The following is a 12,135-nucleotide window of genomic DNA, read 5'->3' as shown; positions in this document are numbered from 1 at the left end:
GCAGAAATTCCATTTTGCTTTATAGTAAATATCTGCAATTACTTATTCAGCAATCTGGAGTGTCCTGTGAACGCTGTTCAACACCATCATGATTTGCCAGCCCCAACCCGAACATTGCTGCTCTCTGGCCAAAACGTCGAACAAAAACGTGCCGAGCTCCTGGCTTATTTCAACCAGACCTGGGCGCTGTACGAGGATCTGTTTACCTGCCTCAACGATCAACGCGCCTGGTTTACAAAAGCGATACCGCTGCGTCATCCGCTGATCTTCTATTTCGGCCACACCGCCACCTTTTATATAAACAAGCTCATGGCAGGCCGCTACATCGACTCACGTATTGACGATCGCATCGAAGCGATGCTGGCAATAGGCGTCGATGAAATGAGCTGGGATGATCTTAATGACAGTCACTATGACTGGCCTTCAGTGGAAGCTGTACGCGATTATCGCGGCAGTGTGAAAGCACTGGTGACGCAGTTTATTGAAACGATGCCGCTGGAATTGCCTGTTAGCTGGGACAGTCCGGCCTGGGTTATTTTGATGGGCATTGAGCATGAACGTATTCATCTTGAAACATCCAGCGTACTGATTCGGCAGTTACCGGTTGAATGGGTAAAACCGCAACCACAATGGCCGGTCTGCAGCGAAGCGCGTCACGATCGCCAGTCCGTCCCGACAAACAGCCTGGTTTCTCAGCCAGGCGGACTGATTACGCTGGGTAAAACCGATGACACCTACGGCTGGGACAACGAATACGGCACGCAGCAGACCGAGCTGAAACCGTTTAAAGCCAGCAAAATGCTGGTCAGTAATGCCGAGTTTTATACCTTTATCGAAGCGGGCGGTTACCAGAACGATCGCTGGTGGGATGAAGAAGGGCTGGGCTGGCGTAAATTTGCCAGCGCGACAATGCCGACCTTCTGGGTCGGCAACGCAGCGATGCCCGATCAGCTAAAACTGCGTTTGATGTGCGAAGAAGTGGCAATGCCATGGGACTGGCCTGCTGAGGTGAATCAGTTGGAAGCGGCCGCGTTTTGCCGCTGGAAAGCCGAGGAAACCGGAAAATCTGTGCAGTTGCCTTGCGAAGCAGAATGGTACCAGTTGCGTGAACAGGTTGAAGGCGACCAGCCAGACTGGGATCAGGCGCCGGGCAACATAAACCTGGCCTACTGGGCTTCATCCTGTCCGGTTGATCGCTTCCCACAGGGTGAGTTCTTTGACATCGTGGGGAACGTCTGGCAGTGGACGACTACGCCAACCAATGGCTTTGAAGGCTTCAAAGTTCATCCCCTTTACGATGATTTCTCGACACCTACCTTTGATGGTAAGCATTCACTTATTAAAGGTGGCAGTTGGATATCGACTGGCAATGAAGCCATTAAATCGTCACGTTATGCCTTCCGTCGCCACTTTTTCCAGCATGCCGGCTTCCGCTATGTCGTTTCTTCCCATCAGGAAACCATGGCGCTGAACCCTTATGAAACCGACAGCATGGTTTCACAATATCTCGATTTCCAGTACGGCCCACGGTATTTCGGCGTTGATAACTATGCAGAAGCGCTGGTCACACTGGCGCTGCCGCACTGTAAGAACCGCGGAGAGGCACTGGATATCGGCTGCGCGACGGGCCGCGCGAGCTTTGAGCTGGCTCGTCACTTTGCGCATGTGACCGGCATGGATTACTCGGCACGCTTTATTGATGTCGCGTTACAGCTGACCACGGGTGAGGATTTCCGTTATGTCGTGCCGGAAGAAGGCGAGTTGGTTGAGTATCGTCAGGTAAGGCTTAAGGACTTTTCTGTTACCAGCGAACAGGCAAAGCGTATTCAGTTTATCCAGGGTGATGCCTGTAATATGAAACCCCAGCCTACACGTTACGATCTGGTCCTGGCATCAAATCTGATTGATCGCCTGCGCCAGCCGGCCCGGTTCCTTCATGATGTCACCCCCATGATCCGCTCGGGTGGCCTTCTGGTTCTGTCATCGCCATACACCTGGCTTGAAGAGTTTACGCCGAAGGAAAACTGGTTGGGCGGGGTAAGGGAAAATGGCGAAGCGCTGACGACCTTACAGGCGCTACAACGCCTGCTGGCGGCAGACTTTGAGCAAATCGGTTCGCCACAGGACGTGCCGTTTGTGATTCGTGAAACCGCCCGTAAGTTCCAGCACACGCTTGCCCAGGTCACGCTCTGGCGTAAGCGTTAACCCGTGGGCAGCGGCACGTGCCGCTGTCCGTTGGTTGCCAGGGCCGTTATTTTGCTGCACATTCTCCTCAGTTCATTGAAGAAAAACGATAACGAGGATGACAATGCCTGACCATCTGCAGCTGGATAATCTGGACCGGGGCATTCTGAATGCCCTGCTGGAAAATGCGCGAACCGCCTACGCCGAGCTGGCCAAACAGTTCAATGTCAGTCCGGGAACGATTCATGTACGCGTCGAAAAGATGAAGCAGGCGGGCATCATTCTGGGCACGCGGGTCGAGATCGACCCGCGTCAGCTGGGTTTTGATGTCTGCTGTTTTATCGGCATTATCCTGAAAAGCGCCCGTGATTACCCGGCAGCCCTCAGCAAGCTTGAAGCCCTGGATGAGGTCGTGGAAGCCTGGTACACCACCGGGCACTACAGTATTTTCATTAAAGTCATGTGTCGTTCTATCGATGCCCTGCAGCAGGTATTAATCAATAAGATCCAGACCATCGACGAAATCCAGTCCACTGAGACACTGATCTCACTGCAAAATCCAATTATGCGAACCATCAAGCCCTGATCTTTCCACTGGCTTGTGCACAATCTTATCCTTTGACGATCAGCCGTCTGACAACGGCTGTATCGGGTTTATCTAAACTAATAACCTTGTTTTCCACAGGTGGATCACTGCTTGATCACAGCGTACAATACCGGCTTCACCTCAGGAGAGCACGATGGCCGACATTACGTTAATCAGTGGCAGCACCTTAGGCAGCGCCGAATATGTTGCCGAACATCTCGAAGAAAAACTGCAGGAAGCGGGCTTCTCTACGCAGATGCTGCATGGCCCTGAGCTGGAAGAGGTGCCGCAGGAAGGCATCTGGCTGGTGGTAAGTTCAACCCACGGCGCCGGTGAGTTACCTGACAATCTGCAACCTTTTTATGATGCTATTAATGAAAGCCGTCCCGATCTGTCTGCCGTCCGTTTTGGGGCTGTTGGCATTGGCAATCATGAGTACGATCTGTTTTGTGGCGCCATCCGCAATATTGATGCTCTGCTGATTGCCTGCGGCGCGCAGCGTATCGGTGAACGACTGGAAATCGACATTCTCGAACATGAGATCCCTGAAGATCCGGCTGAAGAATGGGTGATGACCTGGAAATCCGCGATCTGAGCGGGTGTGGGATCGTGAAATAATGACGATCCCCAGCAGATAATATTGTTTTTCGTCGGATCCTGCTGTTTGTTTTGTGGATAACTACCCTGCTTTTCTGCGTATAACCGGTAGTTATCCAAAGAACAACCGTAGTTTACTTTCTGAGCTGTGGATAAGGACCTGTTTTGATCCCAGCTTATACGGATCGGGATCACCGATCATTCACAGGTATCGATCCTCGCTACCAACTTGTTTCCTTTGAGGTTTCCGCAGATATCCACAAGGCATGGCGATCCTAATAAGAGATCTAACAGAGAGATCATATAAAGAATAAAGATCTTATCTTTTAAACCTGACGATCCCGCTGCTTTCGCCTCAGCCATAATTTCAGTAGAATCCACCGCCCAGAGAGAACGATCTCTGACTATTCATCAACGAGGTACCACTTCATGTTTTATCAAGATCCTTTTGACGTCATCGTTATTGGTGGTGGTCATGCGGGCACGGAAGCTGCCATGGCAGCAGCCCGAATGGGTCAGCAAACCCTGTTACTGACCCATAACATTGATACGCTGGGACAAATGTCCTGCAATCCGGCGATCGGTGGTATCGGCAAAGGACATTTGGTAAAGGAAGTGGATGCCTTAGGCGGTTTGATGGCCAGCGCGATCGACCAGGCCGGCATTCAGTTTAGGATACTAAACGCCAGTAAAGGCCCTGCTGTTCGGGCAACGCGTGCGCAGGCCGACCGCGTGCTTTACCGTCAGGCTGTGCGTACAGCACTGGAGAATCAGCCCAACCTGATGATCTTCCAGCAGGCCGTCGATGATCTCATCGTTGAAAACGATCGTGTCGTCGGTGCTGTGACGCAAATGGGCCTGAAGTTCCGTGCCAAAACCGTTGTGTTAACCGTGGGCACCTTCCTTGACGGGAAAATTCATATCGGGCTGGATAACTACAGCGGTGGACGCGCGGGTGATCCCCCTTCTATCCCGCTGGCGAAACGTCTGCGTGCGTTACCCTTACGTGTTAATCGTCTGAAAACCGGCACTCCGCCGCGTATTGACGCACGTAGCATCGACTTCAGCGTGTTATCGCCGCAGCATGGCGACAACCCCATGCCTGTGTTTTCGTTCATGGGAAGCGCGTCACAGCATCCTCAGCAGGTTCCGTGCTGGATCACCTATACCAATGAAAAAACGCATGATGTGATCCGCAATAACCTCGATCGTAGCCCCATGTATGCCGGGATCATCGAAGGGATCGGCCCACGCTATTGCCCTTCGATTGAAGACAAAGTCATGCGCTTTGCCGATCGCAATTCGCATCAGATTTTCCTTGAGCCTGAAGGGCTGACCAGCAACGAGATCTACCCGAACGGTATCTCCACCAGCCTGCCATTCGATGTGCAGATGCAGATCGTACGTTCTATGCAGGGTATGGAAAATGCAAAAATCGTGCGCCCGGGCTATGCCATTGAGTATGATTTTTTCGACCCACGTGATCTGAAACCCACGCTGGAAAGCAAATTTATTGCCGGTCTGTTCTTTGCTGGCCAGATCAACGGCACCACCGGTTACGAAGAAGCGGCGGCCCAGGGCTTGCTGGCAGGCCTGAATGCGGCAAGACAGTCTGCTGATAAGGAAAGCTGGGCGCCACGTCGTGACCAGGCCTATCTGGGCGTACTGGTGGACGATCTTTGTACGCTCGGCACCAAAGAACCGTATCGCATGTTTACCTCCCGTGCTGAATACCGTTTGATGCTGCGCGAAGACAACGCCGATTTGCGTCTGACGGAAACGGGTCGCGAACTCGGTCTGGTGGACGATGCGCGCTGGGCGCGCTTTAACCAGAAGCTGGAAGCGATCGAGCAGGAGCGTCAGCGACTGCGTGATATTTGGGTCCATCCTAAATCCGCAAACATCGCCGACGTGAATACCGTAACCAGCGCACCGTTGACGAAAGAAGCGAGCGGTGAAGATTTGCTCCGTCGTCCTGAAATGACCTACCTGAAACTGATGACGCTGGAAGCATTTGGCCCGGCGTTAACCGATGAGCAGGCTGCTGAGCAGGTCGAAATCCAGGTGAAATACGAAGGTTATATTGCGCGCCAGCAGGAAGAGATTGAACGTCAGCTGCGAAACGAAAATACATTACTGCCTGCGACGCTGGATTATCGTCAGGTCAGCGGTCTGTCCAATGAAGTTATCGCCAAGCTGAACGATCATAAACCCACGTCAATTGGTCAGGCGTCACGCATTTCAGGCATTACGCCTGCGGCAATTTCGATTTTACTTATTTACCTGAAAAAACAAGGTCTGTTGCGCAAAAGCGCCTGATCTGAACCGGGGCGGGCTTACCCGCCCCCGCTGACTGGACTGATGCTGTGATCAACAAACTCACTTCGCTGCTGCAAGCGGCAAACATTTCTCTTACCGATCAACAAAAACAGCAACTGGTAGCCTATGTCGGGCTGCTGGATAAATGGAATAAAGCCTATAATCTGACGTCCGTACGGGATCCGCAGCAGATGCTGGTGCGCCATATTCTGGACAGCATTGTGGTTGCGCCGCATCTTAAAGGTGCCCGCTTTATCGATGTCGGGACAGGGCCGGGCTTACCAGGTATTCCTCTGTCCATCGTCATGCCTGATGCGCATTTCACTTTACTGGACAGCCTCGGTAAGCGTGTGCGTTTTTTACGGCAGGTCCAGCATGAACTCGGTTTGACCAATATCACGCCAGTGCAGAGCAGGGTAGAGGACTTTCCTGCAGAGCCGCCATTTGACGGCGTCATCAGCCGTGCTTTTGCCTCCCTGGACGATATGGTGAGCTGGTGCAACCACTTACCGGCGGAAGACGGCCACTTTTATGCTCTTAAAGGCGTACGGCCTGATGATGAAATTGCCAACCTGCCTGCGGGCTATGCGCTTGATAGCGTGGTTGCATTGCGGGTACCTCAGCTTGAGGGTGAACGTCACCTGGTCATTATCGGACGTGAATAGCTGAAGTTTGCACCGTGCGCGACGACGAGGCACGGTGCATGTGTTACCAAAGATGCGGTAGGGCGACATTTGTCTCATCGGTTATTTCACCTCGCAATGTTAAATACCCACGCGGAAATTATCTGAAAAACTTTTTCACATTTAACTTTTACTTCACAACTTTTTATCAAAATAATCACGCATTCCTGGAATTTTCCAGGTGTGAATCACCCATTATCCGGTTAAACGGCAATGAAATGTGGTCACGGGGAATAAGCATTTTACGATTCTGAACCCGTCTTCGATGTCAATAGACCCTTTTTATCGCCATTACGAAAAAATGAGGCGGTAATTCTTTTTAAGTGGCTGTCCATAAAGGGTTTATTTATTGATTCTTAGCTCAGGTAATTACAGGACGATAAAACCTGCTACGGTGCGAATGCTTATTATGTGATCTAAAGCACGCTTTAAAACAGCATGACGACCGAACTTTTCGGCGTGTAATTCGTAACGACCTGCTCTCTATCTTTGGAAAAATAGTCCTTCGGAAAGAAATTTAGATAATTGTTCACCTTTTCGTTACTTAACGATTGAAATCACAGGTGCGGCCCGTATAATTTGCACGGCTTTTGCTACTTGACTCAAATGCACAAAGGCAGTCTTATACGACACGCGACATACCCCTAAAGGGGCAGGAGAGTATCAGCGTCATGTCAGTGTCTCTTTACAGTGTAAAATACGCCCGAACGGTGCTGATGATTCAGTTAGTGACCATTGTCATCGTCGGTGTTCTCTTTTTTGCCCTGAAAGATATGACCTGGGGCGCCTCTGCACTTGCTGGCGGCGTGGCAGCCTGGCTGCCGAACGTGTTGTTCTTGTTTATAGCCTGGCGCCTGCAAGGGCAAACCCCGGCATCGGGGCGCGTCGCATGGAGCTTTGCTTTGGGTGAAATAGCCAAAGTGTTCGCGACCATTATTTTGCTCATTGTGGCGTTGGGTGTATTCGATGCGGTCTTTTGGCCGGTCGGAGTAGCCTGGTTATCGGTGCTGGTCGTACAGATGTTGGCACCGGCGGTAATTAACAACAAAGGGTAAGAGGCATCATGGCTGCAGGAGAAATCTCTACTCCGCAAGAGTACATTGGTCACCACCTGACTCATCTTCAGTTGGACCTGCGTACCTTCGAGTTAGTGAATGCTCACGACGCTCCCGCGACGTTCTGGGTATTAAATATCGATTCCATGTTTTTCTCTCTGGTGCTGGGAGTTATCTTCCTGGTGTTGTTCCGTAGCGTGGCGAAAAGCGTCACCAGCGGTGTGCCAGGGAAAATGCAGGCGGCTATCGAGCTGGTTGTCGGTTTCGTTGATAGCAACGTGCGCGACATGTATCACGGTAAAAGTAAACTTATCGCCCCGCTGGCTCTGACAATTTTTGTCTGGGTCTTCCTGATGAACTTCATGGATCTGCTGCCAATCGATCTGCTGCCGTATATCGGTGAGCATTGGTTAGGCCTGCCAGCGCTTCGCGTTGTGCCGTCCGCAGACGTGAACATCACGTTATCTATGGCGTTGGGCGTCTTTATTTTGATTCTGTTCTACAGCATCAAAATGAAAGGCATTGGCGGCTTCACGAAAGAGCTGACGCTGCAGCCTTTTAATCACCCGATCTTTATCCCCATCAACCTGATTCTGGAAGGTGTTAGCCTGCTGTCCAAACCGGTTTCTCTCGGTCTGCGACTGTTCGGTAACATGTATGCGGGTGAACTGATCTTTATCCTTATTGCCGGTCTGTTGCCGTGGTGGTCACAGTGGGTTCTGAATGTGCCGTGGGCCATTTTCCACATCCTGATCATTTCGCTACAGGCTTTCATCTTCATGGTCCTCACGATTGTCTATCTGTCGATGGCATCTGAAGAACATTGATTTTTTTCTCAACAATACGCGTTTAACTGAAACAAACTGGAGACTGTCATGGAAAACCTGAATATGGATCTGCTGTACATGGCTGCCGCTGTGATGATGGGACTGGCGGCAATCGGTGCTGCGATCGGTATCGGCATCCTCGGAGGAAAATTCCTGGAAGGCGCTGCTCGTCAGCCTGACCTGATTCCTCTGCTGCGCACGCAGTTCTTTGTTGTAATGGGTCTGGTGGATGCAATCCCAATGATCGCTGTTGGTCTGGGCCTCTACGTGATGTTTGCTGTCGCCTAAAGCCCTGTGTTCACTCTGCGCCCGGCGCAGGCGTGAACGGATTCTGCCGTTTATCACTGATAGCGGCAGAAAAGTTTACTACTTAATTAGAGGCATTGTGCTGTGAACATTAATGCAACAATCCTCGGCCAGGCCATCGCGTTCATCCTGTTTGTCGCGTTCTGCATGAAGTACGTATGGCCGCCGATTATGGCTGCCATCGAAAAGCGCCAGAAAGAAATTGCTGAAGGCCTTGCTTCTGCTGAACGCGCGAAGAAAGATTTGGATCTCGCGCAGGCTAATGCGACCGACCAGCTGAAAAAAGCGAAAGAGGAAGCTCAGGTCATTATCGAGCAGGCGAACAAGCGTCGCACGCAGATTCTGGACGAAGCCAAGACTGAAGCTGATAACGAACGTACTCGCATCGTGGCACAAGCGCAGGCTGAAATTGACGCCGAGCGTAAACGTGCACGTGAAGAACTGCGTAAGCAAGTCGCGTTGCTGGCAATGGCTGGCGCCGAGAAGATCATCGAACGTTCCGTGGATGAAGCTGCTAACAGCGACATCGTTGATAAACTGGTCGCTGAACTGTAAGGAGGGAGGGGCTGATGTCTGATCTGATTACTGTAGCTCGCCCCTACGCCAAAGCAGCTTTTGACTTTGCTGTTGAGCATCAAAGTATTGAACGCTGGCAAAAGATGCTGGCGTTTGCCGCAGAAGTGGCTGCCAATGAACAGATGGCTGACCTGCTTTCCGGTGCGTTAGCACCTGAAGCGTTGGCTGCCTCGTTTAACGCAGTCTGTGGTGATCAACTGGATGAACCCGCGCAGAACCTGATTAAGGTGATGGCGGAAAACGGACGTTTGACAGCGCTTCCAGCTGTACTGGCGCAATTCATTCAACTTCGGGACGCGTATGAAGCGACGGCCGAAGTGGATGTCATTTCTGCCAGCACGCTGAGTGACGACCAGCTGACTAAAATCAGCGCCGCGATGGAAAAACGTCTGTCACGCAAAGTTAAGCTGAATTGCAAAATTGATAAGTCTGTGATGGCAGGCGTGATCATCCGTTCGGGTGATCTGGTGATTGATGGCAGCGTACGCGGCCGTCTTGACCGTCTGGCAAACGTCTTGCAGTCTTAAGGGGACTGGAGCATATGCAACTGAATTCCACCGAAATCAGCGAACTGATCAAGCAGCGCATTGCTCAGTTCAATGTCGTGAGCGAAGCTCACAATGAAGGTACTATTGTTTCTGTAAGTGACGGTATCATCCGCGTACACGGCCTGGCCGATGTAATGCAGGGTGAGATGATTTCCCTGCCGGGAAACCGTTACGCTATCGCCCTGAACCTCGAGCGTGACTCTGTAGGTGCCGTGGTGATGGGTCCGTATGCTGACCTGGCCGAAGGCATGAAGGTCAAGTGTACTGGCCGTATTCTGGAAGTACCGGTTGGCCGTGGCCTGCTGGGCCGCGTGGTGAACACCCTGGGTGCACCTATCGACGGTAAAGGCGCAATCGACAACGACGGCTTCTCGCCAGTCGAAGTGATTGCACCCGGTGTTATCGATCGTCAGTCCGTAGACCAGCCTGTTCAGACGGGTTACAAATCTGTCGATGCGATGATTCCAATCGGCCGTGGCCAGCGTGAGCTGATCATCGGTGACCGTCAGACCGGTAAAACCGCGATGGCAATCGACGCCATCATCAACCAGCGTGATTCAGGCATCAAGTGTGTCTACGTTGCGATTGGTCAGAAAGCGTCAACCATTTCTAACGTGGTACGTAAACTGGAAGAACACGGTGCGCTGTCTAACACCATCGTTGTTGTGGCTTCTGCATCTGAGTCTGCTGCACTGCAGTACCTGGCTCCGTATGCGGGTTGCGCCATGGGCGAATACTTCCGTGACCGCGGTGAAGATGCGCTGATCGTATACGATGATCTGTCTAAGCAGGCTGTTGCATACCGTCAGATTTCTCTGCTGCTGCGCCGTCCACCAGGTCGTGAAGCATTCCCGGGCGACGTGTTCTATCTCCACTCTCGCCTGCTGGAGCGTGCATCACGCGTTAGCGCTGACTACGTTGAGCGCTTCACCAATGGTGAAGTAAAAGGCCAGACCGGTTCTCTGACCGCACTGCCTATCATCGAAACTCAGGCGGGTGACGTTTCTGCGTTCGTTCCGACCAACGTAATCTCGATTACTGATGGTCAGATCTTCCTGGAATCTAACCTGTTCAACTCCGGTATCCGTCCGGCTGTTAACCCGGGTATCTCTGTATCCCGTGTAGGTGGTGCTGCTCAGACCAAGATCATCAAGAAACTGTCCGGTGGTATTCGTACCGCGCTGGCACAGTACCGTGAACTGGCTGCATTCTCCCAGTTTGCGTCTGATCTGGACGATGCAACCCGTAAACAGCTGAGCCACGGTCAGAAAGTGACCGAGCTGCTGAAGCAGAAACAGTATGCGCCGATGTCTGTCGCGCAACAGGGTCTGGTTCTTTTCGCAGCGGAACGCGGCTATCTGAACGACGTTGAGCTGGCAAAAATTGGTAGCTTCGAAGCGGCTCTGCTGGCGTTCGCAGATCGCGATCACGCCGAGCTGATGGCTGAAATCAACCAGTCTGGTAACTTCAATAACGACATCGAAGAGAAGCTGAAAGGCCTCCTTGAGACGTTTAAAGCAACCCAGTCCTGGTAATGTCTGGCGGCTTGTCTGAAAAGGCAGGCCGCAAGGCTTTGAGGAGAAGCTAATGGCCGGCGCAAAAGAAATACGTACCAAGATTGGAAGCGTAAAAAATACGCAGAAGATCACCAAAGCGATGGAAATGGTCGCCGCCTCCAAAATGCGTAAAACGCAGGAACGCATGGCGGCCAGCCGTCCGTATGCAGATACCATGCGCAAAGTGATTGGTCACCTTGCGTTAGGCAATCTGGAATACAAGCACCCTTACCTGGATGAGCGCGACGTTAAGCGCGTCGGCTACCTGGTCGTTTCGACTGACCGCGGGCTTTGTGGTGGTTTGAACGTTAACCTGTTCAAAAAATTGCTGGCAGAGATGAAGGCCTGGTCCGACAAAGGCGTACAGAGCGATCTGGCCATTGTGGGATCGAAAGGCGTGTCATTCTTCGGCGCTGTTGGTGGCAATGTAGTGGCACAGGTCACTGGCATGGGCGATAAGCCTGCGCTGTCTGATCTTATTGGCCCGGTAAAAGTGATGTTGCAGGCCTACGATGAAGGCCGTATCGACAAGCTGTACATTGTTAACAACAAGTTCAACAACACCATGTCTCAGACTCCGACCATTACCCAACTGCTGCCGTTACCGCCAGCGGAAGGTGAAGAAGAGATGAAGGCGAAGACCTGGGATTACCTGTACGAGCCCGATCCGAAAGCGCTGCTGGATACGCTGCTGCGTCGCTATGTCGAATCGCAGGTTTATCAGGGTGTGGTGGAAAACCTGGCCAGTGAGCAGGCCGCACGTATGGTGGCAATGAAAGCTGCAACCGATAACGGCGGAAATCTGATCAAAGAGCTGCAGTTGGTTTACAACAAAGCTCGTCAGGCCAGCATCACCCAGGAACTTACCGAGATCGTCTCGGGAGCCTCCGCGGTTTAA

At 52.0% G+C, this 12,135-nt stretch carries 12 protein-coding genes; all 12 read left to right on the top strand.

Annotated elements, in window-relative coordinates:
* Window positions 1–66: 66 nt before the first annotated feature.
* The 12 genes from ovoA to atpG all read left to right on the top strand — a co-directional run bounded on the left by ovoA (window position 67) and on the right by atpG (window position 12,135).
* Entirely contained in the window at window positions 67–2,205 is a 2,139-nt protein-coding gene (gene ovoA / locus C7434_RS19480; RefSeq protein WP_133745825.1) for a 5-histidylcysteine sulfoxide synthase, read from the top strand.
* 103 nt (window positions 2,206–2,308) lie between these two features.
* A complete protein-coding gene (gene asnC / locus C7434_RS19475; protein WP_006121192.1) occupies window positions 2,309–2,770 on the top strand; it encodes a transcriptional regulator AsnC in 462 nt (153 codons plus the stop codon).
* Between the two features lie 154 nt (window positions 2,771–2,924).
* Window positions 2,925–3,365: an FMN-binding protein MioC gene (gene mioC, locus C7434_RS19470; protein WP_033737219.1), complete on the top strand. Its 441-nt coding sequence runs from the start codon at window positions 2,925–2,927 to the stop codon at window positions 3,363–3,365.
* A gap of 431 nt (window positions 3,366–3,796) precedes the next feature.
* Window positions 3,797–5,686 carry a tRNA uridine-5-carboxymethylaminomethyl(34) synthesis enzyme MnmG gene (gene mnmG / locus C7434_RS19465; protein WP_033737220.1) on the top strand — a complete coding sequence of 630 codons (1,890 nt, stop codon included), beginning with the start codon at window positions 3,797–3,799 and terminating at the stop codon, window positions 5,684–5,686.
* 47 nt (window positions 5,687–5,733) lie between these two features.
* Window positions 5,734–6,351, top strand: a complete 618-nt coding sequence (gene rsmG, locus C7434_RS19460) for a 16S rRNA (guanine(527)-N(7))-methyltransferase RsmG (protein WP_033737223.1) — start codon at window positions 5,734–5,736, stop codon at window positions 6,349–6,351.
* A 689-nt stretch (window positions 6,352–7,040) separates the two neighbouring features.
* Window positions 7,041–7,424: a F0F1 ATP synthase subunit I gene (gene atpI / locus C7434_RS19455; protein ID WP_006121196.1), complete on the top strand. Its 384-nt coding sequence runs from the start codon at window positions 7,041–7,043 to the stop codon at window positions 7,422–7,424.
* An 8-nt stretch (window positions 7,425–7,432) separates the two neighbouring features.
* On the top strand, window positions 7,433–8,251 hold the full coding sequence (gene atpB / locus C7434_RS19450; RefSeq protein ID WP_033737226.1) for a F0F1 ATP synthase subunit A: 819 nt from the start codon (window positions 7,433–7,435) through the stop codon (window positions 8,249–8,251).
* A 48-nt stretch (window positions 8,252–8,299) separates the two neighbouring features.
* Entirely contained in the window at window positions 8,300–8,539 is a 240-nt protein-coding gene (gene atpE / locus C7434_RS19445; protein WP_003849523.1) for a F0F1 ATP synthase subunit C, read from the top strand.
* A gap of 102 nt (window positions 8,540–8,641) precedes the next feature.
* Window positions 8,642–9,112, top strand: a complete 471-nt coding sequence (atpF, locus tag C7434_RS19440) for a F0F1 ATP synthase subunit B (RefSeq protein WP_013023933.1) — start codon at window positions 8,642–8,644, stop codon at window positions 9,110–9,112.
* Window positions 9,113–9,126: 14 nt separating this feature from the next.
* Complete coding sequence (gene atpH, locus C7434_RS19435; protein ID WP_133745824.1) at window positions 9,127–9,660, top strand: F0F1 ATP synthase subunit delta; 534 nt, start codon at window positions 9,127–9,129, stop codon at window positions 9,658–9,660.
* A gap of 14 nt (window positions 9,661–9,674) precedes the next feature.
* Window positions 9,675–11,216: a F0F1 ATP synthase subunit alpha gene (gene atpA / locus C7434_RS19430; RefSeq protein WP_028725331.1), complete on the top strand. Its 1,542-nt coding sequence runs from the start codon at window positions 9,675–9,677 to the stop codon at window positions 11,214–11,216.
* 52 nt (window positions 11,217–11,268) lie between these two features.
* Entirely contained in the window at window positions 11,269–12,135 is an 867-nt protein-coding gene (atpG, locus tag C7434_RS19425; RefSeq protein WP_006121201.1) for a F0F1 ATP synthase subunit gamma, read from the top strand.

This window comes from Pantoea sp. PNA 14-12 (genome assembly GCF_004364735.1).
Classification (GTDB): domain Bacteria; phylum Pseudomonadota; class Gammaproteobacteria; order Enterobacterales; family Enterobacteriaceae; genus Pantoea; species Pantoea stewartii.
Note: the sequence above shows the minus strand (reverse complement) of the source record. Positions and strands in the feature narration are given on the sequence as shown.

What these genes read in the sequence shown, in the direction of transcription:
- asnC (WP_006121192.1), top strand. Translation starts at nt 2,309, where the DNA reads ATGCCTGACCATCTGCAGCTGGATAATCTGGACCGGGGCATTCTGAAT.
- mioC (WP_033737219.1), top strand. Translation starts at nt 2,925, where the DNA reads ATGGCCGACATTACGTTAATCAGTGGCAGCACCTTAGGCAGCGCCGAA.
- mnmG (WP_033737220.1), top strand. Translation starts at nt 3,797, where the DNA reads ATGTTTTATCAAGATCCTTTTGACGTCATCGTTATTGGTGGTGGTCAT.
- atpI (WP_006121196.1), top strand. Translation starts at nt 7,041, where the DNA reads ATGTCAGTGTCTCTTTACAGTGTAAAATACGCCCGAACGGTGCTGATG.
- atpB (WP_033737226.1), top strand. Translation starts at nt 7,433, where the DNA reads ATGGCTGCAGGAGAAATCTCTACTCCGCAAGAGTACATTGGTCACCAC.
- atpE (WP_003849523.1), top strand. Translation starts at nt 8,300, where the DNA reads ATGGAAAACCTGAATATGGATCTGCTGTACATGGCTGCCGCTGTGATG.
- atpH (WP_133745824.1), top strand. Translation starts at nt 9,127, where the DNA reads ATGTCTGATCTGATTACTGTAGCTCGCCCCTACGCCAAAGCAGCTTTT.
- atpA (WP_028725331.1), top strand. Translation starts at nt 9,675, where the DNA reads ATGCAACTGAATTCCACCGAAATCAGCGAACTGATCAAGCAGCGCATT.
- atpG (WP_006121201.1), top strand. Translation starts at nt 11,269, where the DNA reads ATGGCCGGCGCAAAAGAAATACGTACCAAGATTGGAAGCGTAAAAAAT.